Here is a 25,809-nt window from a genome sequence, read left to right on the forward strand (position 1 = left end):
AACGACAATGCGCGGACACTCTCATTGACGAGAGGTCAAATTAACCCGGGCTGCGGCCAATCCGCAAAACCATGGGATCCCTTGTTCTGTCGCGCTGGCCTGTGCAAAGGTGTGCCCTGTCGGCATGCGGACAATTCCATTCCCCGCATGCGCGAGGCCGCTCCCGTACGCCACCCACGCTTCAAAAGAGCTGCTGACGGCGGACGTCCGAGCCCCGAACCCCCAACAGCCCATCCGGCCATGAAGCCGGCGGGGTCGCATACCGGTCACATACCAATTGGTATGGACCGCATCACGTGTTGCGTCTGGAAGGAATGCCGCCGTGAATGACGCAGGCCTGGGGAATTCCCCTACCCCCGACCGGCCGTTCGACGTCACCGACGAGCAGCTCAGCGCCGAGCTCAAGCAATGGACGGGTGCCACCCCCGCACTGCACCCCGTCGGTGAACTTCTCGACCGGCACTGGGAAGCGGCCTTCGCCTACGCTCGGCTGTGCACCGACGGGCCCCGCGGCGCGGGAATGCTCACCACCGCCGCATTCACCCGGCTTTTCGGCGAATCCCTGCGCCAGGCCGGGCCCACCGCCGCCTGGCGCCCCCAACTGCTCGTCACCGTCCGCCGCATCGCGGCCGAATGGGACAACGACGGCCGCGGCGAACGCCTGCACCCCGAACTGCGCGTCGGCAAGGGGGAGCGGGCCGCCTCCCGGCTGCTCCCGCCCACGAACCGCCGGCTGCTCTCCCACGCCTTCCAGCGGCTGACGCAGTCCTCGCGCGCCGTGCTCTGGCACGCCGAGGTCGAGTCGGAACCGCTGTCGACCCCCGCCGCGCTGCTGGGCCTCGACGAGCAGGACACGCGGATCGAACTGCGCCGGGCCCGCGAGCGGCTGCGCGAGGAGTGCCTTCAGGTGCACCGCGAACTCGCCCACGAGGACGAGTGCCAGCGGTACGTCCGGATGATCGACGTGACCTTCCGGCGCGGGGGCGTCGACATCGACCGGGACCTCCAGCAGCACCTCGGCGGCTGCACCCACTGCCGGTACACCGCCGACCAGCTCCAGCAGTTCAACGGCGGCAGCAGCCTCGGCCTCGCCCTGGCCGAGGCCGTCCTCGGCTGGGGCGCCCGTGCCTACGTGGAGTCACGGGCCGGCCGCACCGAGCCGCCCGCCGAGCCGGAGACCGCACCCGGCGGCCGCCTCGCGGGCGGCGAGGCCTTCGGGCCGCCCGAGGAGGCCCCGGGCAAGGACCTGGTGGTGCATCCCGCCCTCTCCCGCCGGGCCAGGCAGCGGGCAGCCCGACGGGTGCGCCGCCGCAACCTCTCCGTGGCCGTGGGCACGGTGAGCGGGCTGGTCGTGCTGCCGCTGGTGCTGTGGTCGGTGCTCGGCTCCGGCGACGACTCCGGTCCCGCGGCCGCCGGCAAGCCCTCCGCCACGCCCGGTACCGGCACCGCCAGCTCGGGGCCGTCCTGGATCGGCACCAGTCAGACCACCCAGGGCACCCTGCGCGGCCGCCTGCACAACATCGCGTCCGGACTGTGCATCGGGCTGGTCGGCAAGAAGCCCGCCAAGGGAGCCGAGGCCGAACTCGCCGAGTGCTCCTCGGCCGCCGGCCAGCAGTGGACGTACGAGAACGACGGGCTGCTGCGCAACGGCGCCGACCCCGGCCTGTGCCTCGACTCCCACCTCGGCTACGCCGTCCAGCTCGCCCCCTGCTCGGCCGCCTCCGGCACCGGCGGCCGGAGCATCCGCTACGACTTCACCCTCCAGGGCGCGCTGGTGCCCCGCTGGGACCAGGACCTGGCGCTCGCGCCGGCCGCCACCGACGGCGGCGGTTCCCTGGTGGTCAAGACCCGGGCGAACGTCGCCTCCCAGCGCTGGGTGATGGACACCTCCCAGCCCGACCTGCAGATGCAGGTCGTCAACTGGGACGCCGAGGCCACGCCGGCGCCGAGCCCGTCCTCGTCGGCCACCGCCAAGGCCAGGGCCGCGACGACCCCAGCACCGACGCCCACCCCGTCGGCGGCACGGACGACCGCGCAGCCCACGCCGTCGAGCAGCGCCTCCGGTTACAACCCGTGCGCGGAGTACCCGGGCTACTGCTACGGCGGTGACCGGAACGGCGGCGGCTGGGGCTACGGCGGCGGCTACGGCGGCGGAGGTGGCGGTGGCCGCCACGGCCGCTGAGCCGGTACCGGCTCAGGGGTGGTGCGGGGGCGGGGGCGGCATCGTGGTCAGGTCCGGCGCCCCCTCCGGCCACACCAGCAGCACCGGACAGGGCGCGTGATCGACGGCGAACCGCACCGCCTTGCCCAGGCTGTGCGGCCCCAGCCGGGACCGGTCGCCGTCCCGGGCGACGATCAGCAGGCCGGCCCCCTCGGCGGCGGCCACCACCTCCCGCTCGATGCGGCCGGTCCGCTCCAGCCGGGTGCACGGCCGCCCCAGCCGGGCCTCGGCGGCGTCCAGCAGCTCCGCCGCCGACGTGCCGCCGAGTTCCACCAGCCGGCGCTCCGGGTCCGGTTCCGAACCCGCCCGGCCCAGCAGCCCGGCGAAGGCGCCGTGTGCCAGCCCGGCCACCCCGGGCTCGGTCACGTGCAGCAGCACCACCTCGGACGCGTCCCGCGCACACCCGCGCGCCGCGTCCACACAGGCGGGCCAGGTCCCCTCGACCAGCCAGACGATCACCCGCATGTCCATGGCCTCCCGCCTAGATCCCGACCACCTGGAGCGCCCCCCACAGTGCCACCACCGCGCCGGCCAGCGCGGTCGGCACGGCGAGCAGGCCCAGCCGGGTGAACTCGCCGAGGTCCACCCCGTGATCGTGCTGGTGCACGATCCTGCGCCACAACAGCGTCGCCAGCGAACCGGCGTAGGTGAGGTTCGGACCGATGTTCACCCCGAGCAGCACCGCCAGCACCGCGGCGGGGCCGGTCTGCGCGGCCAGCGGCAGCAGCACGAGCACCGCGGGCAGGTTGTTGACGATGTTCGCCAGTACGGCGGCCAGCGCGGCGACGCCGAGCAGCGCCGGCAGCCCCGTCCCGCCCGGCAGCACCTGCCCGAGCGTGTCGGACAGCCCGTTGTCGACGACCGCCCGCACCACGATCCCGAGCGCGAGCACGAATGCCAGGAACGCGGGCGCGGCGGCCGTCACCACGGACAGCGCGCTCGCCCGTCGCCGTACCAGCGCCCGCCCGGCCAGCACCAGCGCGCCGGCGAACGCGGCCCAGGCGGGGTCGATCCCGAACGCGGAGGTGACCACGAACCCGGCGAGCGTGCAGGCCACCGTCACCACCGCGAACAGCGGCAGCCGGGGCGGCTCGCCGGTGTCCCGCGCGCCCGGGGCCGCCGAGGACAGGTCCCGGGCGAAGAACCGCCGGAACACCAGGTACTCGGCGCCGATCGCCACCAGCCAGGGCAGCACCATCAGCGCGGCGAACCGGGTGAAGCTCAGCCCGCTCGCCGCGAACGCCAGCAGGTTCGTCAGATTGGACACCGGCAGCAGCAGCGAGGCGGTGTTCGACAGATGCGTGCACGCGTAGACGTGCGGTTTGGCCCGCACCCCGGACCGGGCCGCGGTCGCGAACACCACGGGCGTCAGCAGTACCACCGTCGCGTCCAGGCTCAGCACGGCGGTGATCACCGAGGCCAGCGCGAACACCGCGGTCAGCAGCCGCACCGGCCGCCCGCCCGACCAGCGGGCCATCCACGCCCCGCAGGCCTGGAACAGTCCCTCCACGTCACAGAAGTGGGCGAGCACCAGGACGGCGGCGAGGAAACCGACGACGGGCCCGAGCCGTTCGGCCTCCTGCCGGGCGTGGTCCAGCGAGATCGCCCCGGTGGCGATCACCGCCCCCGCCGCGGGTACGGCGAGCACCGCCTCCGGCATGCCGCGGGGCCGGATCACGGCCCAGGCGAGGACGGCGGCGAGCAGGAGGACGGACAGGGTCTCGGCGAGCGGGGTGTTCAGGGCGCGTTCCTCGGAGCGTGATCAAGTGCGGCCCGCCCATGTAAGCAGACGGGCCCGGTTACGAGGAGGGGGTACCCGCCGGGCCCAGGAAATCAGCCCATCCGCCGGTCGGTTCCTGGCCGGGGTTCAGTGTGCGCAGCGTCCGCAGCACCGCCGGGTCCTGCGCCTCCAGCCATGCCACCAGTTGCTTGAAGGAGACGAAGCGCACGTCGTCGTACTCGGCCATCTTGCCGATCGCCTCCTCGACGGCGTCCATGTAGATGCCGCCGTTCCAGCGCTCGAAGTGGTTGCCGATGAAGAACGGCGCCCGGTTGGTGGTGTACGCGCGCTCGAAGCCCGCGAGGTAGGTGTCGCGGGCCTGGGTACGCCAGGCGTCGTACTGGGACTTGTCGCCCAGCGGGTTGCCGCCCGACTGGTTGAACATCATGTTGTAGTCCATCGACAGGACCTGGAAGGAGTGCCCGGACAACGGTATGGACTGCAGGGGGAAGTCCCAGATGCGGTTGCCCTGCACCTTGCCCGGCCAGATCTGCAGGCCGCCGGGGGAGCTGGCGTCGTACTTCCAGCCCAGCGCGGCCGCCGTGGGCAGCAGGTTGGCCTGGCCCTCCAGGCACGGGGTGCGGCCGCCGATGAGCTCCTTGCGGTAGTCGAAGGGCAGCGGCTCCAGGTCGGTGAAGCCGGTGTTGGTCTTCCACCTGGTGACGAAGCCGACCGCCTGGTCGATCTCGCTGCGCCATTCGGCGGGGGACCAGTTGCGCACGCCGTCGCTGCCGCAGAAGTGCCCGTTGAAGTGGGTGCCGATCTCGTGGCCCTCCAGCCAGGCGGCGCGCACCTGCTGGAGCGTGTTGTGGATGTGCCGGTCGGAGAGGTAGCCGATCGCCGAGGCGCCCACCTCGTGCTGCGGCGGTCGGTAGAGGTCCTTCTTGGCCTCGGGCAGCGTGTAGATGCCGGACAGGAAGAACGTCATCTTCGCGCCGTGGTCGGCCGCCACCTTGCGGAACCGGGAGAACAGCTGGTTGCTGAGCTCGCCGGCGCCGTCCCAGGAGAACACCACGAACTGCGGCGGCTTGGCGCCGGCCGCCAGGCGTGCCGCCTTCGGCTGATGGGGCTGGGCACCGGTGTCGGCGGTGGAACCGTCCCCGATGAGCTTCAGCGGCCTGGCCGCCGCGGCGCTGCCGCTGCCGCCGGCCGCGGCGGAACCGCCACCGTCCACCGACCATTCGCCCTTGGAGCAGCCCGACACCGCGCCCAGTGCGCCGAGGGCGCCCGCCGTCGCGCTTGCCGTCAGGATCCGCCTGCGGGAGATGCCGCTCATGTCCGTCCCCGATTCCGTCGTCCGGGCCCTCGCGGGGCCCGCTTCCTGTGTGGTCGACGGGTTCGATGGGCGGCCCGGTGGAAAAGATCGGCGCCGGGAGCGCGTGTAGCACGCCTGTGACAGTCGTGGCCCGGACATGACGAACCCCGCTGCCCGGGGGGTGGGCAGCGGGGTGCGGGTGCCGGGGATCAGGCCCCGGGCGGCCGGTGTCGCGGCAGGTCAGGCACCGGTACCGGCGCTGAGTACGGTCAGCCGTACCGAGGAGGAGTTCCCGGACACCGGGACCGTGCCGCCCTTCCAGGTGACCTTCAACGCGTCCCGCTCGTCCGGCGGGGTGACCTTCAGCGCGGCCGGGGCCGCCGTCTTGGCGCCGCTGATCTCCGGGTTGGAGAAGGTCAGCCCCGCCCAGGCGCTCTGGCCGGGCTTGAGGGTGACCGTCGTGGGCGTACTGCCCGACTCCCGCTGCGGATCGGCACCGAGCTGGGTGCCGGCGGCGTTCACGAAGGCGGCGCCCGGGAAGCCGCGGACGGTGCAGGTGCGGTCCGACTTGTTGGTGAAGACGATCGGGAAGTTCTCCTGACCGGCCCCCGGATCGTTGCCGCCCACCGAGGCGGTCAGCTCGGAGGTGTGGCAGCGGCTGCCGGACGCGGTGCCGGCGGTCGTCGTGCCACCACCGGCCGAGGAACCGCCGCCCGTCGACGAGCCGGTGCCCGGGGACGCCGACGAGGATCCCGCGCCCGACGGCGCGGAGCCGCTGTCCGAGGCGCTCGAACCCGCCGAGTCGCCGGTCGCGGGCGCGGCCGTGCCCGAGACGGACTCCGGCGACTTGCCGGGGCTGTCGTTGCCGCAGGCGGTCAGGAGGCCCAGGGCGGCGACCGTGCTCGCGAGCAGGGCCGCCCCGCGCCGCCAGGACTGGGACGTGTGCGCCATGTCTCTCCACCTTCCTGGATGTTCGCGGCACGCTGCGAGGCGTGCCCGAGGCGCTCCGTGCGCCGTCACTCCCATCCGATGCGAGAAACGGCCGAAAAGTTCGGGGGCACGCCGTGATTCGTCGGGTCAGGTGACCCGGATCGACCGAAGTATGCCGTCGGTGGCCGTGTCGTCCACCGCTCCCTTCTGCCGTACCTGTACGTACACCTGGGGCTGGTCGTCCCCGTCGGCCGGGGCGAGAGCCGCCTCCTGGATCGAGCCGCCCGCGCCGGCACAGCCGCTCCAGGTGCGGACCCGGCCCTTCCAGAGGGTGCTGGTGAAGGCGCGGCTGCCGTCGTAGTGGCACTGCCGGTGGGACAGGGCGTTCACCCTGGCCGTGACGTCGCCGTGCTCGCTCACGCCGATGAACACGCCGTTCACCGCCGTGGTCAGGTCCTGCCACTGGGACACGTCGTCGGCGACCTCGAGGCCGGGCTCGTGCCCCGCGGCGAGCCCGAGCGCCCGGGGATTCCAGCCGGAGTCGCGCAGCTCGCCCGCCCACCCGGACGGCACCTGCGCCACCACCCGCCCGGTGGAGTCGGTGACCTTCGTCTCGTCGCCCGCCGAGCCGTGCCGGTCGACCAGCGTGACCGCGAGGGCCGTACCCCCGGCCGTGAGGACCGCGGCCACCGTCAGCGTGATGGCGTTGAGCCGTCGGCGGACGCCGTCCAGGCGCCGTGGCCGGCGAGCCGCCGCGGCCGCCGCCAGCCGGTCCAGTTCGTCCGCGAAGGCCTGCGCGGACGGCCAGCGCCGCTGCCGGTCCGGCTCCAGGGCCCGCATCAGCGCCCGCTGGACGTCGTCCCCGAGGCCGGGCCGCAGCCGCTCCGGCCGCACCACCTTCCCGGGCGCCCCCGGCACCGTCCCGGTGACCAGCTCGTAGCCGACCGCGCCCAGGGCGTACACGTCGGCCCGGGCGTCGATGCCCTCGCCCGGTTCGGCCTGTTCCGGCGGCTGATAGCCCGCGGAACCCGCGGCCAGCGTCAGCCCCGACGCCTGTGCCAGGCTCTTCGCCAGTCCGAGGTCGGCCAGCAGCACCCGCCGGGTGCCGTCCTGCGCGGTGCGCAGCAGCACATTGGTCGGCTTGATGTCCCGGTGCACGATCCCGGCCCCGTGCAGGTCCGCCGCGCCGCGGGCCGCCAGCGCGGTCAGCAGCAGCGCGTCGGGGACCGGCAGCGGACCGGCTCCGAGCAGATCGGCGAGCGTGCCGGCGTCGGCGTACTCCATCACGAAGTACGGCCGCCCGTCCGGAAGCTCACCGATGTCGTAGACCTGCACCACCCGCTTCGAGTCGGCCCGGCGCAGCAGCCGCGCCTCGGACAGGAAGCGGTCGTGGATGTCGAGACGGTGGGACCAGTTGTCGGCGAGCACCTTCACCGCCACCGAGGCGTCCAACTGGTCGTCGTGGGCGAGCCAGACCGTCCCGAAGGCACCGGTGCCCAGGCGCCGTTCGAGGCGATAGCGGCCGATCCGCTCCAGGGGTTGCATACGACTATCATGCCTGCCCTGAGATCGACTTCGAGGGGGACCTCCCGTGCCGGACGCCGCGCTGACCGAAGACCTCGCCCGGCGGGCCGCCGCGGGCGACCAGCTGGCCCTGAACCAGCTGCTGACCGAGGTCCGGCCCGACGTCGTCCGACGTTGCGGACGGTTCCTGCCGTGCCGGGAGGACGCCGAGGAGGCGGCCCAGGACGTACTGCTGCAGATCTCCCGGAAGATCTCCACCTTCGAGGGCCGCAGCCGCTTCAGCACCTGGCTGTACACGGTCGTCGCCAACTGTTCCCGGCAGAAGTACCGGGACCTCAAGCGCCGGTCGGCCGAGCAGCCGGCGACCATCGAACCGGCCGAGCACGTCGACCCGCGCACCACCAGCGTGATCGCCGGTTCCCGGATCGATCTCCTCGAGGCGCTGGACCGGCTGGAGCGGGAGCATCCGCAGCTGGTCGCTCCGCTGGTCTACCGGGACATCTGCCAGCTGGACTACGCCGAGGTCGCCGAACGGGTGGGGATTCCGCTGGGGACGCTGAAGTCACGGCTGCACGAGGCGCGCAAGCAGGTCCGGCCCTGGCTGAGCGCGACGTGACCAGAACGGCGGCTGCGCCGTGACGGGCCGGGCCGGGCAAAAAAAATAGGGCAAGGAGTTCATCCTCTCCTCGCCACTCTCAACTTATAGCGCACAGGGGGGCTTGCGGCAAGGCCCCCCTCGTCCCGCAAAATCGCAGGCCGAAGCCAGAACCAGCGGTTTTTGGGGGATTCACCAGGTGCGTGTGTTGTTGATGGGATATGGGTCGCGGGGGGACGTCGAACCCCTGGCGGGACTGGGACTGGCGCTGCGCGGACTGGGCGCCGAGGTACGGGTGTGCGCCCCGCCGGACCAGGAGTTCGCTCAGCTGCTGGCCCGGGCGGGCGTGCCGCACGTGCCGTTCGGTCCGTCGGTGCGCTCGGTGGTGACCCGGCCGGATCCGCAGCCGTCGGACGCGTTCCGGCTCGCCGCCGACCTGGTCGCCGCGCACTTCGACACGGTCGCGGCGGCGGCCGAAGGGTGTGACGTGGTGGTGGCGACCGGCCTGCTGCCGGCCGGCGTACGGTCCGTGACCGAGAAACTGGGGATCGGGTACGTCTTCGCGTGCCCCCACCCGTTCGGGATGCCGTCCTCGCACTTCCCGCCGGCCGGCCGCCCGGGACGTCCGGCCCCGCCCGGCGCCGACCTGCGGACGCTGTGGAAGGTGGACGCCGAACGGGTGGACGCGCTGTACGGCGAGGCCCTGAACACCCGTCGGGCGGCGATCGGACTGCCCCCGGTGGACGACGTCCGTGACCACGTCCTCACCGGCCGGCCGTGGCTGGCCGCGGACCCGGTCCTCGGACCGTGGCAGGACCTGACGGACTTCGACCTGGTACAGACCGGAGCGTGGCTGCTGCCGGACGAGCGCCCCCTTCCTGACGCGCTGGCGGCCTTCCTGGCGGCGGGCGAGCCACCGGTGTACGTCGGTTTCGGCAGCATGGCGATGCGCGGCGCGCCGGACGCCGCCCGGGTGGCCGTCGAGGCGGTGCGCGCCCGGGGCCGCCGGGTGCTCGTCGGGCGGGGCTGGGCCGACCTCGCCCCGATCGACGGCCGGGACGACTGCCTGGCGATCGGCGAGGTCAACCACCAGGCGCTGTTCCGGCGCGTGGCCGCCGTCGTCCACCACGGCGGCGCGGGCACCACGACGACGGCCGCGCTGGCCGGCGTGCCCCAGGTGATCGTCCCCCAGATCGTGGACCAGCCGCACTGGGCCGCCAGGGTGGCCGAACTCGGTATCGGCGCGGCGCACGAGGGCCAGGCCCCGACCACCGACTCCCTCTCCGCCGCGCTGGCGACCGCCCTCGCCCCCGGGACCCGGGCCCGGGCGGCCGCCGTGGCCGGTGAGGTCCGTACCGACGGCGCGACGGTGGCCGCGCGCCTCCTGCTCGACGGGACCGACGGGACAGACCGGACCGGCTGGGAACCTCCGCCCGTCTCCGCGTGAACCGTCCGGAAGCCGAGCCGCTCGCACCCGCGCCCGCCACCACCGCCCGGGCCCGTCGCCGCACCGGGCACCCCAACGGAGCTGATGAAGTGAACCCCCTGACCACCCGCGCCTTCGACCTCCCCGACCACCTCTCCGCAAAGGCCGATCCGGCCCTGATCGCCGACGACGAGCGGCACTTCGCGGCGATCGCGCGCTGCCTGGAGGAGACGATCGCCGACCTTTCCGAGCGCCTCGACGCCGAACTCAAGGCCCCCGGCGGCACCGGCCGGGCCGCGATGGACCGGGACACCGAGGTCCACCGGCTGACCGGGCGGCTGCGCACCCTGCGCCGTTTCGGGCTCGATCTGTGCCTGGGGCGCATCGTGGGCGCGGACGCCCCCGAGCCCGCCTACATCGGGCGGCTGGGCCTCACCGACAGCGCGGGCCGCAGGCTGCTGCTCGACTGGCGGTCACCCGCGGCCGAGCCGTTCTTCGCGGCAACCCACGCCGGCCCGATGGGGCTGCGCAGCCGCCGCAGATACCGCTGGACCGACGGCCGGATCAGCGACTACTGGGACGAGGTCTTCACCGACGACGGACTCGAGCGGCACACCGCGCTCGACGACCAGTCCGCCTTCATCGCGAGCCTCGGCGCCGACCGGTCGGAGCGGATGCGAGACGTGCTCGCCACCATCCAGGCCGACCAGGACGCCATCATCCGCGCGGGATCCAGGGGCGCCCTCGTCGTCGACGGCGGCCCGGGCACCGGCAAGACCGTCGTCGCCCTGCACCGCACCGCCCACCTGCTGTACTCCGACCCGCGCCTCGGGCACCGGCGGGGCGGGGTGCTCTTCGTGGGCCCGCACCGGCCCTACCTGGACTACGTCTCCGACGTGCTGCCCAGCCTCGGCGAGGAGGGCGTGCAGACCTGCGTCCTGGCCGACCTCGTCGACGAGGGGGCCGCGGCGGTGCCCGAGGCCGACCCGGAGGTGGCCCGGCTGAAGGCGTCCGCCGACCTGGTGCGGGCGGTCGAGACGGCCGTCCGCTTCTACGAGGAGCCGCCCGCCGAGGGCATGACGGTCGCCACCGACTGGGGCGACCTGTGGCTGAGTGCCGACGACTGGGCCGACGCGTTCCGGGCACCGGGGCCGGGCACCCCGCACAACGAGGGTCGTGAGCAGATCTGGGAGGAACTCACGACCATCCTGCTGGACAGGCACACCGGCGACGACGTCCCGCCGGAGCGGTTTTGCAGGTCGCTCCAGCAGGACCGGGAGCTGACCGACGCCCTGAACGGGGCCTGGCCGCTGCTGGAGGCCACCGACCTGGTCGGCGACCTGTGGTCGGTGCCCGCCTATCTGCGGTTGTGCGCCCCCTGGCTCGACCGTGACCAGGTCGGCCTGCTCCAGCGCGCCGACGCCCAGGCCTGGACCGTGTCCGACCTGCCGCTCCTGGACGCGGCCCGGCAGCGGCTCGGTGACCCGGCGGCGGCCCGGCGCGGGCAGCGGCAGGAGGCCGCGCTCGCCGCCCAGCGCGAACGGATGGCACAGGTCGTCGACAACCTGATCGGGGCCGCCGTCGACTCCGGCGCCGACGGGGACGACGGCGAGGGCCTGGTGCGGATGCTGCGCGGCGAGGACGCCGAGGTGAGCCTGGTCGACGAGTCCGAGCTGCCCGCCGTCGCCCCGGACCTGCTGGCCGGTCCGTTCGCGCACATCGTGGTCGACGAGGCACAGGAGCTGACCGACGCCGAATGGCAGATGCTGCTGCTGCGCTGTCCGTCCCGGAGCTTCACCATCGTCGGGGACCGCGCCCAGGCCAGGAACGGATTCGCGGAATCGTGGCGGGAACGCCTGGAACGGGTCGGATTCGGCCGGATCACCCTGGCCTCGCTCAGCATCAACTACCGCACACCGGAAGAGATCATGGCGGAGGCCGAGCCGGTCATCCGGGCCGCGCTCCCGGACGCCAACGTGCCGATCTCGATCCGCGGCAGCGGCCTGCCCGTCGTCCACGGATCCGTCGGCCGGCTGACCGCGATCCTCGACGGCTGGCTCGCCGCACACACGGAGGGCATCGCCTGTGTGATCGGTGACCCGGCCTTCACCGGGACACCCCGGGTCCGGTCGCTCACCCCCGGGCTGTCCAAGGGGCTCGAGTTCGACCTGGTCGTCCTCGTCGACCCGGAGGACTTCGGCACCGGCGTCGAGGGCGCCGTCGACCGCTACGTCGCGATGACCCGGGCGACCCGGCAGCTGGTCGTCCTGACGAGCACCTCATGAGGAGGTGACCCGTACCACACGCAGGTATGAGCTGGTTGTGTCCGAGTTCGGTCCTTCCTTAATTTTCTGAGAAATCTTCTACAACCATTCGCGTTAGGTGTCCGTCTGGTTAACGCAAGGGTGTGTTGAGGTTGATGTAGAGGAGCTCAGAACGTGACGGTGCGTTCCTTTGCCCGACGGGTACGACCGCGAGTCGAGCGGAAGGCCGCCGAGAAGGTGTGGGAGCTGCGGACCCTGCGCCGCCGCCGCAGGGCAGCGGTCACGGACCCGGTGCTCCGCCCGGTGGCGGTGCGCGGCCAGCAGCTCTACGGGCGGGTCGTGACCCGGTTCACCGCCGCCGAGGCGGCCGCCGCCAACCTCGGCCTGGTCCTCGCCGTGCTGGAGCAGGAAGGCATCCCCTACTTCCTGGTACCGGCCTCGCGCACCCGTCACACCCTCGGCGTGAACGCCCTCGACCGGGAGCGTTTCCTCATCGCACTGGAGGCGCGGAACGCGGGCACGGCGGTGTTCATCGGCAGGCCGCTGCCCGGCGGGAAGCTCAAGCACCCCGCCCTGTTCATGGACGGCGCCCTGCCCGCCGCGCTGCGCACGGCGCCGGTCCTGCGCATCGGCGAGAACCACCTGGGCCCCGCGGGCCAGCTGCTCGCCGGCCCGGAGCTCGCCTGCGACGTCGAGTTCTGGGAGGACGGGGCGGAACTCCTCGCCTCCGACAAGGGCCCGCGGCGGCTGGCCGCGGTCCAGCCGCAGGCGTCCGAGGACATCTTCGCGGAGTCCCTCGTCGCACCGCGGAACAACGGCATCACGGACGTTTTGCCGGCGTCCGAGCAGAAGCCGGCCGTGGTGCGGATCGGCGACCGGGAACTGCCGAGCTTCGTCGCGCTCACCCAGCCGACCGTGCACGACGTCACCTTCCCCGTCGACGTCGTATACACCTGGGTGGACGGCGAGGAGCCCCAGATGCGCGCCAAGCGCGCCCGGTACCAGGAGCGCGGCACCGCCGAGATCCTGGACAAGGAGACCAACGCCTCCCGCTACACGAGCCACGACGAGCTGAAGTACTCACTGCGCTCGCTCGCCATGTACGCCGACTTCGTCCGCCACATCTACGTCGTGACCGACGGCCAGAAGCCGCACTGGCTCGACGACAGCGCCCCGGGGATCACGGTCGTCGACCACCGCGACATCTTCCCGGCGGACGTCCTGCCGGTGTTCAACTCGCACGCGATCGAGACCCGGCTGCACCACATCCCCGGCCTGTCGGACCACTACCTCTACTTCAACGACGACGTGTTCGTCGGCCGCCGGGTCACCGCGGAGCACTTCTTCCACGGCAGCGGTCTGATGAAGATCCCGGTGTCCCCGCTCAAGATCGGCGTCGGCAAGCCGCACGCCGAGGAGACGGCCACCAACTCCGCCAGCAAGAACGTCCGCCGGCTGCTGCTGGAGAAGTTCGGTCGGATGACCACGAACAACTTCATGCACACCCCGCTGCCGCAGCAACGGGAGACACTGCAGGCCCTGGAGGAGCTCTTCCCCGAGGACATCCGCCGCACCACGGCGTCCCGCTTCCGGTCGCCGCAGGACATCGCCCTGACGGCCCCGCTGCTCTACCAGTACGCCCTGATGACCGGCCACGGCGTGCCGGGCCGGTTCGGCTTCCGGTACGTCAACATCAGCCGCCCCGACGCGGAGGCCCGCCTGGCCGATCTGCGCCGCAACCGCCGCTTCGACTTCTTCTGCCTCAACGACGTCGACGTGGCGCCCGAGGAACGGGAGCGGGTCGGAGTCCGGATGAGCGAGTTCCTGGAGGACTACTTCCCCTTCCCGAGCCCCTTCGAGAAGCAGGACTGACGGGGGACCAGGGGGCATGGACATCCGTCACCGCTTCACCGCGCCCGCCGGCCTGCGGGCCGCCGGGAGCCTTCTGACGCGCCTGTGGGCCTGGCTGTCGGCGAGGCTCTGGGCGCTGCGCGCGACCCGGGCCCGACGACGCCTGCGGGCCGCCGTGCCCGGAACCCGGGGGATCACCCTGGGACCGGCGCGCCTGTACGGCCGTACGGTCGCCGCGTACACCGCCACGGACGCCTTCGAAGCCGATCTCGAACGCGTCTGCACCCTGCTGGAAGGGCTGCGCGTCCCGTACTTCCTGGTTCCCTCCGAGCACGGGCACGGCGCGCCGGGCCAGGTCGTGGGCGTCGAGGAGTCGTACCGGGGCGCGGTCCTCGCCCGGGCCGCCCAGCGCTTCGCGGGCACCGCCGGGTACGTCGGTGCCGTCGGACCGGACGGCACCGTGACCACCGCGGTGCTGTGGGCCGACGGCAGGCTGCCGCGGGCCGTGCGGCGGGCCCCGGTGCTCCGCACCGGTGTGGTGCGCCTCGGCCCGGCCGGCCAGGTGCTCAGCGGCCTGGAGACGGGATGCGAGATCGAGTTCTGGCGCCATGGCCGTGACCTCGGCACCGTCGCGGGCGGCGCCCCGGGTACCGCCGCCGATCCCGCCTGGCTCACCGTGCCCGGCAGCAGGCTGCCGGACGTCTTCGGCCCGGCGCTCGTCGCCCCGCGCCGCAACGCCGTGGCGGAGGTGCTGCCGGTGACCGCGCGGCGGCCCGCGGCCGGCCGCGGCCGTACCGTCCCGACCTTCGCCCCGTTCGCCGAGCCGGGCATCGACGAGGTGCTGTTCCCCGTCGACGCCGTGTACACCTGGGTCGACGGGGACGACCCGGCGATGGCCGCGAAGCGCCGCGCCCATCAGGAACTCTCCGACAACGTCATCGCTCCGCGCGAGACCGGCGCCTCCCGCTACACCAGCCATGACGAACTGAAGTACGCACTGCGCTCACTGGAGATGTACGCCGGGTTCGTCCGGCGCGTCTACCTCGTGACCGACTCCCAGATCCCCGCCTGGCTGGACGCGGACGCGGCGGGTCTGACGGTGATCGACCACCGGGACATCCTTCCGGCCGACGCGCTCCCCGTCTTCAACTCCCATGCGATAGAAAGCCGTCTGCACCACATCCCCGGGCTGTCGGAGCACTACCTCTACTTCAACGACGACGTCTTCATCAACCGCCCGGTAGGACCCGGGCACTTCTTCCACGGCAACGGCATCGCCCGGATCCCGCTCTCCCCCCTGAAACTCGGAGTCGGCGACCCGCACCCGCTCGAACCGGCCCCGAACTCCGCCGGCAAGAACGCCCGTGAGGTGATCAGGCGCTTCCACGGCAGACAGATCACGCACAAGTCGCTGCACACCCCGCACCCCCAACTGCTGTCGGTCATGCGGGAGATGGAGAGCCTCGGGATCGAGGAACTCGAACGGACCACCTACTCGCGCTTCCGTGCCACCTCCGACGTGGCCCCCGCGTCCACGCTCCACCACCACTGGGCGATGGCCACCGGCCGGGCCGTCCCCGCCGACTACCGCTTCCGCTACGTCCAGCTGGGCACCCCGGACATGCGCCGCCGCCTGGCCCGCCTGACGGCCGGTGAGGACGTCGACTTCTTCTGCCTCAACGACGTGGAGACGCCCCCGGAGACCAGAGGGGCCGCACAGGCCGCGATCCACGCCTTCCTGGACCGGAAGTACCCGTTCGCGAGCCGCTTCGAGGGAGCGCCGGGCGACACCGCCCGCCCGGCAGCCCCGCTCACGACGATGATCCCCACCCAGCCGGTGCGAAAGGAAGCACAACGCCATGACTGACCAGGCCCGCGACCGCCGCTAGGCGACGTCCTGCGGGAACAGCGACAGCTCGGCCCAGATCGTCTTGCCCTCGCCGGTGTGCCGGGTGCCCCAGCGCTCGGTCAGCTGCGCCACCAGCAGCAGGCCCCGGCCGCCCTCGTCCCAGGTCTTGGCCCGGCGCAGGTGCGGGGCGGTGTGGCTGGTGTCGGAGACCTCGCAGATCAGCCTGGTCGTGTCGTGGATCAGGCGGAGCCGGATGGGGCGGGCGCCGTAGCGGATGGCGTTGGTGACCAGTTCACTGACCACCAGCTCCGCCGTGAAGGCGGCCATGGTCAGGTCCCACACCTCCAGCTGCTCCACCACCTGCTTGCGGATCGGCGCGACCAGGGCGGGGTCGGCGGGCACGTCCCAGGTCGCCACCCGGGACGGCGGCAGGCCCTGGGTACGGGCCAGCAGCAGGGCCACGTCGTCGGCCGCGCCGCCCGACGGCAGCAGAGCGTGCAGGATCCGGTCGCAGGTCTCGTCCAGCGAGTCGCTGTAGGCCGCCAGCGCCTCGTGGAGGAGCCGGCGTCCGGCGTCCGGGTCACGCTGCTGGGAGGTGAGCAGGCCGTCCGTGAACATGGCCAGCACGGTGCCCTCGGGCAGCTCGATCTCGGTGGACTCGAACGGCAGCCCGCCAAGGCCCAGCGGGGGACCGGCCGGCAGGTCCACCTCGTGCAGGCGGTGACCGGGGCGCAGCACGACGGGCGGCGGATGACCGGCGCGGGCCATGGCGCAGCGCCGGGACACCGGGTCGTAGACGGCGTACAGGCAGGTCGCGCCGAGCTCACCCGGGCTGCCCTCGCCGCCCAGCTCCTCCGACAGCCGGACCACCAGGTCGTCCAGGTGGGTGAGCAGCTCCTCCGGGGCCAGGTCGATGTCGGCCAGGGTGCGTACCGCGGTGCGCAGCCGGCCCATGGTCGCCGACGCCTGCACACCGTGGCCCACGACGTCCCCGACGACCATGGCGACCCGCAGCCCGGACAGCGGGATCACGTCGAACCAGTCGCCGCCCACCCCGGCCCGGGCGGCCGGCAGGTAGCGGGAGGCGGCCTGCAGGGCGGCGGTGTGCGGCAGCGTCCGCGGCAGCAGGCTGCGCTGCAGGGCCAACGCGGTCTCGCGCTCGCGGGAGTAGCGGCGGGCGTTGTCGATGCAGACGGCCGCCCGGGCCGTGATCTCCTCGGCCAGCAGCACGTCGTCCGGGCCGAACGGGTCGGGCCGCCGGTGCCGGGTCAGCACGGCGACCCCCAGCGTCGTGCCGCGCGCCTGGATCGGCACCGCCATCGAGGAGTGGATGCCGAACTCGCGCACCCGCTCCGCGCGCGGCCCGTGCCAGGTCAGCCACTGCGTCATCTCACCGGACGCCACCTGGGCCACGATGGTGTGCCCGGCGGTCAGCGAGTCCGCCTGCGGGGAGGAGGTCGGGTAGGACTCGTTGTGACCGGGTTTGAGCACCGCCTCGGGGACGTCGGGCAGCACGGACTGGTGCGCGATACGGCGGAGGGTGACCGGCGCGGTCAGCCGGGTCGGGAGGTCGGCGCCGTTGTCCGGCGGGTCGAGCAGGTCGACGGTGACGAAATCGGCCAGGGCCGGTACACAGACGTCCGCCAGCTCCTGAGCCGTACGGCTGACGTCCAGGGTGGTGCCGATGCGCACGCTCGCCTCGTTGACCAGCTGGAGCCGTTTCCTGGCCAGGTAGTTCTCGGTGATGTTGTGTGCGGCCAGGCTCACCCCCAGCACCCGCCCCGCGGCGTCGGTGACCGGCGCCATCCGGGCCAGCCAGGCGTGTGCCCGTTTCTCGCCGCCGGTACGCAGGTAGCTCTGTACGTCCAGCGGGCGGCCCGTGGCCAGCACCTGGAGCATGTCCTGCTCCAGCTCCTCGCTCTGCGGCTTGCCGCTGATCTCGGTGATCCTGAGCCCCTTGATCCGCTCCTCGGGCAGCCCGAGGACCTCGGCCATCGCGTCGTTCACCCGGCGCAGCCGCAGCCGCTCGTCGTAGACCGCGATCGCGCACGGCGACTGGATCAGCGTGGCCGTGGCCAGCGGATCGTCCAGGGCGGCCGGAACGTCGCCCGGCACCGGGGAGAAGACCAGCCAGCGTCCGGCACGCTCGTCGTGTGCCGTGCGGTGGTGGGCGACCAGCCAGACAGGGACGGTACGGCCGTCCCGGTGCCGGAGTTCGAGAGTGCCGTCCCAGCGGTCGCCGACGGGCACCGGCGGGGGGGCCCCGGCCAGCAGCAGCGGCGCGGGCCGGCCCACGACCTCGTCGGCCGGGTGGCCGAGGAGCCGTCGCGCGCCCTCGTTCCACTCGGCCAGTGTGCCGTCCTCGTCGATGACGGCCCGGGCCGTCGCCGCATCGTCGAAGGGATAGACCCGGCTCATCTCGCCACTCCCAAGCGCACACTCACCGTCAACAGGTGCACCACAGGTGTTCAGCCTAGTGCGTCGGACCCACCCGTGACCGGCAGGCGCCGGCGGCCGGTCGGCCGGGACCGGATCCGTCCGGGGAGCCGAACAAAGGCCGGTCGACGGGACGAAAACCGGGGCCGACCGCCTCCGGACCCTTGACTGCCGCACGTGGCACGGCGTCAGAATCTGTTTGGCCACGATCAGTTGTGAGTAGTTCTGGGCCCTGATGAGGGAGAGCCGCACCATGACGGTCACACGCAGATCGCTTCTGGCAGCCGCCACGGCAGCCCCGACGGCCGGCGCCCTGCTGGGCGCCCCGGGCGCCTGGGCGGTCCCGGCGGCGGATACGGCCACGCAGGTCACCGGCCGCCGCACGCTCCCCCTGCGGGACGGCTGGCGGTTCGCGCTGGTCGACCCGGGCGGCATCACCGACCCGACCGGCGCCTACGCCGACGCCGCCGACCCCGGGTACGACGACTCGGCCTGGCGCCGGGTCGCGGTGCCGCACGACTGGAGCATCGAGCAGACCCCCACCACCGAGCACGGCACCACCAGCGGCACCGGCTTCTTCCCCGGCGGCCTCGGCTGGTACCGGCTGGCCTTCACCCTGCCGCCCGGCTGGGCGGGCAAGCGGATCTCGGTGGAGTTCGACGGCGTCTACATGGACTCGTACGTCTACTGCAACGGCACCCAGGCCGGCCGGCACCCGTACGGCTACACCGGCTTCGCCCTCGACCTCACCGGACTGCTGCACACCGACGGCGCCACGGAGAACGTGCTCGCGGTCAAGGTGCAGAACCAGCTGCCCAGCAGCCGCTGGTACTCGGGCAGCGGCATCTACCGCGAGGCCCGGCTGGTGGTGACCGACCCCGTGCACGTGGCGCGCTGGGGGACGTACGTCACCACACCGGACATCACCGCGGAGCGGGCCGTGGTGCGGGTGCGGACCACCGTCGTCGACGAGTCCGGGACGGGCGCGGACGTCACGGTGGTCTCCCGGATCGTCGGCCCCGACGGCCGTACGGCCGCCCGTACGTCCTCCACGGCCACCGTCACCGGTGAGGCCACCGAGACCCATGAACTGGCTGTCGCGGCGCCGAGACTGTGGTCCTTCGAGGCTCCGCACCGCTACACCCTGCACACCGAACTCCGGGTCGGCGGCACCACCACCGACAGCTACCGCACGGTCTTCGGCATCCGCGACTGCCGCTTCGACCCGGACGAGGGCTTCTCCCTCAACGGCGTGCCCGCCAAGATCAAGGGCGTCGACCTCCACCACGACCAGGGTGCCCTCGGCGCCGCGATCAGCGCCGACGCGGTGCGCCGGCAGATGACCATCATGAAGTCGATGGGTGTCAACGCCTTCCGCACCTCCCACAACCCGCCCTCGCCGCAGATGATCGAGGTCTGCGAGGAACTCGGCATCGTGATGATGGTGGAGGCCTTCGACTGCTGGCGGACCGGCAAGACCACCTACGACTACGGCCGGTTCTTCGACGAGTGGTGCGAGAGCGATGCCACCGAGATGGTCCTCGCGGCCCGCAACTCGCCCGCCGTCGTGCTGTGGTCCATCGGCAACGAGATCCCCGACTCCACCTCCACCGCGGGCCTCGCCATGGCCGACCGGATCATCGCCGCCGTCAGGACCGCCGACGACACCCGCCCGCTGGTCATCGGCTCCGACAAGTACCGCAGCGTGCCGAAGCCGGGCTCCGCCGCCGACCTGATGCTCGCCAAGCTCGACGGACTCGGCCTCAACTACAACACCGCCAAGTCCGTGGACGCGCTGCACGCGGCCTACCCGCACCTGTTCCTGTTCGAGTCCGAGTCCTCCTCGGAGACCTCCACCCGCGGCGCGTACCAGGAGCCGGAGCACCTCAACACGGGTGAGAACCACACCCCCGGCCGCCGCGCGACCTCGTCGTACGACAACAACCTGGCCTCCTGGACGATGAGCGGCGAGTACGGCCACAAGAAGGACCGGGACCGGAAGTGGTTCGCCGGCCAGTTCCTCTGGTCGGGCATCGACTACATCGGCGAGCCGACCCCGTACAACGTGTTCCCGGTCAAGGCGTCCTTCTTCGGGGCGGTCGACACGGCCGGCTTCCCGAAGGACATGTACCACCTCTTCCGCAGCCAGTGGGTGCGCGAGCCCATGGTGCACCTGCTGCCGATGACCTGGAACCACGAGCCGGGGGACACGGTCGAGGTGTGGGCGTACGCCAACGTGCCCGACGTCGAGCTGTTCCTGAACGGGAAGTCGCTGGGGGTGCGGAGGTTCGACACCAAGACGACGACGGACGGCCGTACCTACCTGGAGACCACCGAGGCCACCGGTGACGACAAGACCTTCACCACCGGCCCCTACCCCGGCAGTTACACCAGCCCGAACGGCAGCGCGGGCAGACTCCACCTGACCTGGGACGTGCCCTACCGGCCCGGGGAGTTGAAGGCGGTGGCCCGGCGCGACGGCAAGGTGGTGGCGACCGACGTCCTGCGCACCGCCGGCACCCCGCACGCCGTGCGCCTCACCGCCGACCGCGGGTCCCTCGCCGCCGACGGCCGGTCACTGGTCTTCGTGACCGCCGAGATCGTCGACGCGCACGGCGTGGTGGTGCCCGACGCCGCGCACCTCCTCTCCTTCGCCGTCTCCGGCGGCTCGCTCGCCGGGCTCGACAACGGCCGCGAGGAGAGCGCCGAGCGCTACCAGGCCAGCACCCGGACCGCCTTCCACGGCAAGGCGCTCGCCGTCGTGCGCGCGGGTACGGAGCCGGGTGCGCTCAAGGTGAGCGCACGGGCGGACGGCCTGCGCGGGGACACCGCCACCGTCCGCACCACGCGCGCCCGTGTCGCGGTCCGCACCCCGGCCCCCGACTTCGGCCCGGACCGTCCGGCGCCGCCGGTCCATCCGCACCCGGACGCCAGCTACTCGGGCCGGCCGGACACCCTCCCGGCCGCCATGCTCGACGGCGACCCGGCCACCGGCTGGTCCAACGCCTTCGCCAAGTCGGCCACCGCCCTGCTGCCCGCGTTCAGCGGTGCCCGCACCGAGGACTGGGTGTCGGTCGACTTCGGACGCAACCGCACCTTCGACCGGGCGGAGGTCTCCTTCACCGTGGACGCGACCCATGCGCTGCCCGCCTCCGTCGAGGTGGCGGTCTGGGACGGCAGGGCGTACCGCCCGGTGGAGGGTACGGCGGTGGACTGGGCCACCTCGTCGGACACCCCGACCGTCATCACCTTCTCCCGCACCGCCGGCTCCCGGCTCCGGCTGACCCTGACCAGCGCCCACCCGGGACAGTCCGCGGGGGCGCTGCGGATCAGCAGGCTCGACATCTGACGCCGCCGGGCGCGGCTCGTACGCCTGACCGGCGAGCCGCGCCCGTAGGTACCGCGGGATTCCGCCCCGACCTGCGGATATTTACGAGTGAGTACCCGCACGGTACGGTGAAGGACATGCCAGCTCTCAACGTGGAGTTCAGCGACCGCGAGCTAGAGGATCTGCGGCAGATCGCCAAGGAGCGCGGGACGTCCATGAAGGCCCTCGTCCGTGAGGCGGCCGCCGCCGACATCGCCCGGCACCGGGCGCTGCAGGAGGGGGCGGAGGAGTTCCGCCGGTTCTTCGCCGCGCACGCCGCCGAGTTCGCGGCCGCGTTCCCCGACGACGAGCCGCCCGCGAGGGGCGAGGCCGCCTGAGCCATGCCGCCGGTCATCCACATCGACGTGCCCTGGCTCCTGCAGCGCCATGAGGAGGTGCTGCCGGACCAGCCCATCGTCGACGACTTCTCGGCACTGGTCGCCGCCGTCGCCCGGCACCGCGTCGACCCGCCCCGGCTCGGGGTCGACTCCGACCCGGCCTGGCGGGCCGCCGCCCTGCTGCACACCCTCGCCCTGCTCAAGCCGCTGCCCTCGGCCAACGCCCGGTTCGCCTGCGCGACCGCCGTGGCCTACATGTTCGTCAGCGGCGTCGGCATCGACCCGCCCTACGGGGCCCTCGTCGATCTCGCCCGCGACCTGATCGACGGCAAGGCCGACGTCTACGCGGCGGCGGACCGGCTCCGTTCCTGGCAGTTCTGACCCGCCCGGACCTGCGGGTCGGGCCGCCTCCGGCGCCTCGGGGGTCGCCGGCCGCGGGCGGAAGGAACGGGGCCGGCGACCTGTTTCGCACGGAAGAGCCGCCGTTCCGTGCGGGGCCGTACGAGGAGGCCGGTGACCAGTGGACCACCCGCACGGGTGGGCCGGGAGCGTGTGCGAGGGGCCGGAGTGGACGCACCGTTCACACGGGGTGTGCGTAAAAGTGAATACGGCCGTGACAGGACAATGGCCACGGCCGCCTTTCTGACATTCTGTCAATGCCGTCGATGTCGTACAGGCGCCTTGTTGCTTGTGTGAGACTTGTGCGAGGGTGAAACATCCCCGCGGGGGGTAATGGCCAGGAACTATTCCGCAGTTGGGGAACGCGACCGACGCCATACCGGTCAATTCCCGCTCGCCGTACGCGCACCGAAGAGGTACGCACCACCGCACCAAAGGAATCCGCTCAGTGCCCACCCCCCACCCGCCTCGCCCCCCTTATCCGCCGCCGGGAGGTGGTGCCGGGGAGTCCGACGAGTCCCTCGCCGCCCCGCTGCGCGCCGGATCCGACATCGAGGCCTCCCGGTCCGCCGCGCTGCTCATGGCCCGGCACTGGCGCCCGGTGCAGGAATACGCGGTCATCTGTCTGGCAGTCTCCGGGCCCGTCGCCCACATGGTCGCGGCCGCCGCGTTCCACCAGGTGCTGGACCGGGTGGCGCTGGGGGAGACCGCCGACGCGCTCCGGCCCCGGCTGCTGGTCTCCGTCCGTGACACGGTCGCCAACTGGTCCGCCGAGGACCGAATATCAGAGGTTCTTCCGGACCTCGGGAAACCGGCCGGTGGGCGTGGTATGCGCGCCACGAAGTCCATGACACCGGAAAACCGCACCCTCGCGGAGCGTTCATTCCTGGGCCTTCCCCTGCTCGCCCAGAGTCTGCTCTGGCACGTCGAGGTCGAGGCGGAACCGATATCCGTACCGGCCGGTCTGTTGGGCATGGACACGGCAACCGCGGAGGCCGCGCTCGAAGACGCCCGGGAGAAATTCCGGGAGGGCTGTGTCCGCGCCCACCGCGAACTCGCGCCGTCCCAGGAGTGCCGCTACTACAACCGGCTGCTGGACGTTCCGCTGCGCCGGGGCGGCGCACTGCTGCCGGATGTCCAGGCGCATCTCGCGGAGTGCCCGTACTGCCGGGCCGCCGCCGAACAACTCGGCCAGGTCGAGGGCGGCCTGGGGGCGCTGCTCGTCGAAGCGGTGCTCGGCTGGGGGGCCCGCCGCTACCTCGACACGCGGCCGGGACGCAGGAGCGGCGAGGGCGAGCCCCGTACCCGGTCGGGCTCCCGGCGCTCCGGAGGGGGGCGCCGCCGGGCGACGGCACGGAACCGGATCCTGGCCCGCATCACCGTGCCGGTGCGCCGTCCGCCGGGGTCCTGGTCGTCGAAGACACTGCTGACCGGTGTCGGCGTCGCCGGGGCGGGCCTGCTGGCCTCCGTCCTCGCCGTCAGCGCGCTGTCGGGCGGCGGTGACGGCAGCGACGCCGTGGCCTCCGCCGGCCTGGTGCCGGGCGACTCCGACCCCGACGCGACGCCCACCACCGGTACGGCCGCCGGGCTGCCCGCCGCCGCCCACGAGACCCGGCTGCGCAACGTCGCCGCCCAGCTGTGCCTGGACATCAACGGCGCGCCGAAGGCCGGTGCGGGCGTCGTCCTGGCGGTGTGCTCCTCGTCCTCGACCCAGGAGTGGGCCTACGAGAGCGACGGCGAGCTGCGCAGCGTGGCGGACCGCGGACTGTGCCTGGACTCGCACGCGGACGGCGGGGTGGTCATCCTCGGCACCTGCGCGGACGCCGGTACCGAACGCGGTGCGGACGTGCGCTACGACCTCACCGCCCAGGGCGAGTTGCTGCCCCGCTGGGACCGGACCCTCGCCCTCGCCACGGCCGGCGCCGACCAGGGCGCCGACGTCGTCGTGAAGGTCCGTGACCGCTCCAGCGCCCAGCACTGGCTGACGGACCCGTCGGCCCCGACGCAGAGCTCGGGCTCCTTCTCCATCGCCGGAACCGGAGGGCCTTCGGCCCAGCCGGCGGAACTCTCCGGCAACTAGGTGCATTGATCACGAGCGGACGACAGGACTTTGCGGACACGGCCTGGGCGCTTCACCCGAGGTGCCGGGCCGGGTCCGGCGGTCACTCCGGTGCCGGGCGGTCTCAGGGCTGACCGGTGTCGGGCCCCTGGGCCCGGACCCGTTCGACATGCTCCAGCGAGTCGCGGAGTTCGGTCAGCCAGTCGTCGGTGTGCCTCTGGACCAGCCGCACGCACCAGGCCAGCGCCTCGCTGCGGCTGCGGGCCACGCCCCCGGCGATCAGCGTGTCCAGCACCTGGCGTTCGGGCTGGCGCAACCGGGTCATCACCGGCGCGGCCACATGCGTGAACAGGGCGCGCTGTCCGGAGCACTCCACGCCCCAGGACACCTTGCGGCGGAACTGGTGCTCGGCCTCCCGGGCCACCTCGATCCGGGTCTCCCGCGTGCGCTCCCGGAACTCCTGGATCCGGCCTTCCACGGCGGCCTCCCGCTCGGCGTCCGAGACGCCCTCGGCCGTCCTGGGCCCCGGGATGCGCCCGACGACGGTGACCTCCTCGCGGTCGACCGTCACCTCGACCAGTTCCTCGAACAGGCCGTCGGGCAGCCGGCCGGCGAACCAGCCGCGCACCTTCTCGCGTTGCTCCTGAGTAATCATGTAATGACGATTACTCCGTCACCGCGCGAAGGCAAGGGCTCTCGGAGAAGTCCGCCGACAGCGGAAGCGGAATGTTTCAGGACGATTAACGAGGCGGTGAGAACAGGCCATACGGCCGTTTCGAGCGATCAAGAACCGCACCGTTGGGCGGTCGACGCGCAGGAACTCCGTGACTTCACGCCACTGATTCAATACGCAATGTTACTGAAACCCGTGGGTTCGATGTGTGTTTCGACGGCGGACTCGGCAGAGTGGCGCCCGCCGCCCCGGCACCCACCGGGCCGTGGACGGCACCCGTCGAATCGAGCGGAAGGATGCACACAATGCGAACCACCGCGCGCTGGGCAGCGACCCTCGGCCTCACGGCCGCCGCCGTCTGCGGACCCCTGACCGGGGCCGCCGTCGCCGCCCCGAGCTCGCTGTACGCGCCCTCGGCCCTGGTGCTCACCACCGGCCACGGCACGGAGGCGGCCACCGCCACGCCCGAACGCGCCGTCACCCTCAACTGCGCCCCCGCGGCGTCCGGCACTCACCCGGCGGCCGCCCAGGCCTGCGCCGAACTGACCCGCGCCGGCGGCGACTTCGACGCCCTGGCGCCCAGAACCGACGTGTGGTGTACCAAGCTCTACGACCCCGTCGTGGTCACGGTCGAGGGTGTCTGGCAGGGCAAGCGCGTCTCCTATGAACGCACTTTCGGCAACCAGTGCATGAGGGACGCCTACGGCGTCAGCGTCTTCTCCTTCTGAGCCCGGGATCGCACGGTCCTCGTGACTGCCGGAACAGGTCCGCAACTGGGGAGTGCGGCCCCTGGGACGGGGAACCTGCGATCTCGCACCGGGGGTCGGCGGGCAGTGTGGGGC

18 protein-coding genes are annotated in these 25,809 nt (G+C 72.6%); 11 read left to right on the forward strand and 7 right to left on the reverse strand.

Annotated features, from left to right (window positions below; genetic code table 11):
- Positions 1-322: 322 nt before the first annotated feature.
- Positions 323-2,182 carry an RICIN domain-containing protein gene (locus ACFXI4_RS39850; protein ID WP_385001112.1) on the forward strand — a complete coding sequence of 620 codons (1,860 nt, stop codon included), beginning with the start codon at positions 323-325 and terminating at the stop codon, positions 2,180-2,182.
- 12 nt (positions 2,183-2,194) lie between these two features.
- On the opposite strand, the gene ACFXI4_RS39855 is transcribed toward ACFXI4_RS39850, so the two are convergent.
- The 5 genes from ACFXI4_RS39855 to ACFXI4_RS39875 all read right to left on the reverse strand — a co-directional run bounded on the left by ACFXI4_RS39855 (position 2,195) and on the right by ACFXI4_RS39875 (position 7,731).
- On the reverse strand, positions 2,195-2,686 hold the full coding sequence (locus tag ACFXI4_RS39855; RefSeq protein WP_385001115.1) for a universal stress protein: 492 nt from the start codon (positions 2,684-2,686) through the stop codon (positions 2,195-2,197).
- Positions 2,687-2,702: 16 nt separating this feature from the next.
- Positions 2,703-3,962 (reverse strand): arsenic transporter, encoded by a 1,260-nt coding sequence (locus ACFXI4_RS39860; RefSeq protein WP_385001163.1) that lies wholly within the window; start codon positions 3,960-3,962, stop codon positions 2,703-2,705.
- Between the two features lie 58 nt (positions 3,963-4,020).
- Complete coding sequence (locus ACFXI4_RS39865; protein ID WP_385001118.1) at positions 4,021-5,277, reverse strand: hypothetical protein; 1,257 nt, start codon at positions 5,275-5,277, stop codon at positions 4,021-4,023.
- A 219-nt stretch (positions 5,278-5,496) separates the two neighbouring features.
- The gene (locus ACFXI4_RS39870) at positions 5,497-6,207 is read right to left on the reverse strand and encodes a DUF4232 domain-containing protein (protein WP_385001121.1); all 711 of its coding nucleotides are present in this window, start codon (positions 6,205-6,207) and stop codon (positions 5,497-5,499) included.
- Positions 6,208-6,333: 126 nt separating this feature from the next.
- The gene (locus tag ACFXI4_RS39875; RefSeq protein WP_385001124.1) at positions 6,334-7,731 is read right to left on the reverse strand and encodes a serine/threonine-protein kinase; all 1,398 of its coding nucleotides are present in this window, start codon (positions 7,729-7,731) and stop codon (positions 6,334-6,336) included.
- A 46-nt stretch (positions 7,732-7,777) separates the two neighbouring features.
- Between ACFXI4_RS39875 and ACFXI4_RS39880 the strand changes: the two genes are divergently transcribed.
- The 5 genes from ACFXI4_RS39880 (at position 7,778) to ACFXI4_RS39900 (ending at position 15,713) form a co-directional block, all read left to right on the forward strand.
- Positions 7,778-8,326, forward strand: a complete 549-nt coding sequence (locus ACFXI4_RS39880) for an RNA polymerase sigma factor (RefSeq protein WP_362732774.1) — start codon at positions 7,778-7,780, stop codon at positions 8,324-8,326.
- Between the two features lie 193 nt (positions 8,327-8,519).
- Positions 8,520-9,752, forward strand: a complete 1,233-nt coding sequence (locus ACFXI4_RS39885; protein ID WP_385001128.1) for a glycosyltransferase — start codon at positions 8,520-8,522, stop codon at positions 9,750-9,752.
- 89 nt (positions 9,753-9,841) lie between these two features.
- Positions 9,842-12,016, forward strand: coding sequence for an RNA polymerase recycling motor ATPase HelR (helR, locus tag ACFXI4_RS39890; protein ID WP_385001166.1), 2,175 nt, complete (start codon positions 9,842-9,844; stop codon positions 12,014-12,016).
- Positions 12,017-12,169: 153 nt separating this feature from the next.
- Complete coding sequence (locus ACFXI4_RS39895; RefSeq protein WP_385001130.1) at positions 12,170-13,867, forward strand: stealth family protein; 1,698 nt, start codon at positions 12,170-12,172, stop codon at positions 13,865-13,867.
- A 16-nt stretch (positions 13,868-13,883) separates the two neighbouring features.
- Positions 13,884-15,713 (forward strand): stealth family protein, encoded by a 1,830-nt coding sequence (locus ACFXI4_RS39900; protein WP_385001133.1) that lies wholly within the window; start codon positions 13,884-13,886, stop codon positions 15,711-15,713.
- An 18-nt stretch (positions 15,714-15,731) separates the two neighbouring features.
- Here ACFXI4_RS39900 and ACFXI4_RS39905 read toward each other — a convergent pair whose 3' ends face one another.
- Positions 15,732-18,113: a SpoIIE family protein phosphatase gene (locus ACFXI4_RS39905; RefSeq protein ID WP_385001136.1), complete on the reverse strand. Its 2,382-nt coding sequence runs from the start codon at positions 18,111-18,113 to the stop codon at positions 15,732-15,734.
- Between the two features lie 271 nt (positions 18,114-18,384).
- Here ACFXI4_RS39905 and ACFXI4_RS39910 point away from each other — a divergent pair, with 271 nt between their 5' ends.
- The 4 genes from ACFXI4_RS39910 (at position 18,385) to ACFXI4_RS39925 (ending at position 24,315) form a co-directional block, all read left to right on the forward strand.
- On the forward strand, positions 18,385-21,480 hold the full coding sequence (locus ACFXI4_RS39910) for a glycoside hydrolase family 2 TIM barrel-domain containing protein (protein ID WP_385001139.1): 3,096 nt from the start codon (positions 18,385-18,387) through the stop codon (positions 21,478-21,480).
- 116 nt (positions 21,481-21,596) lie between these two features.
- On the forward strand, positions 21,597-21,836 hold the full coding sequence (locus ACFXI4_RS39915; RefSeq protein ID WP_385001142.1) for a hypothetical protein: 240 nt from the start codon (positions 21,597-21,599) through the stop codon (positions 21,834-21,836).
- A gap of 3 nt (positions 21,837-21,839) precedes the next feature.
- On the forward strand, positions 21,840-22,217 hold the full coding sequence (locus ACFXI4_RS39920) for a toxin Doc (protein ID WP_385001145.1): 378 nt from the start codon (positions 21,840-21,842) through the stop codon (positions 22,215-22,217).
- Between the two features lie 466 nt (positions 22,218-22,683).
- On the forward strand, positions 22,684-24,315 hold the full coding sequence (locus ACFXI4_RS39925) for an RICIN domain-containing protein (protein ID WP_385001148.1): 1,632 nt from the start codon (positions 22,684-22,686) through the stop codon (positions 24,313-24,315).
- Between the two features lie 103 nt (positions 24,316-24,418).
- Here the strand turns inward: ACFXI4_RS39925 and ACFXI4_RS39930 are convergent, their stop codons facing one another.
- A complete protein-coding gene (locus tag ACFXI4_RS39930; RefSeq protein WP_385001151.1) occupies positions 24,419-24,949 on the reverse strand; it encodes a hypothetical protein in 531 nt (176 codons plus the stop codon).
- Between the two features lie 323 nt (positions 24,950-25,272).
- Here ACFXI4_RS39930 and ACFXI4_RS39935 point away from each other — a divergent pair, with 323 nt between their 5' ends.
- Positions 25,273-25,695 carry a subtilase-type protease inhibitor gene (locus ACFXI4_RS39935; RefSeq protein ID WP_385001154.1) on the forward strand — a complete coding sequence of 141 codons (423 nt, stop codon included), beginning with the start codon at positions 25,273-25,275 and terminating at the stop codon, positions 25,693-25,695.
- Positions 25,696-25,809 lie beyond the last annotated feature (114 nt).

This window comes from Streptomyces sp. NPDC059224 (genome assembly GCF_042754285.1).
GTDB lineage: Bacteria > Actinomycetota > Actinomycetes > Streptomycetales > Streptomycetaceae > Streptomyces.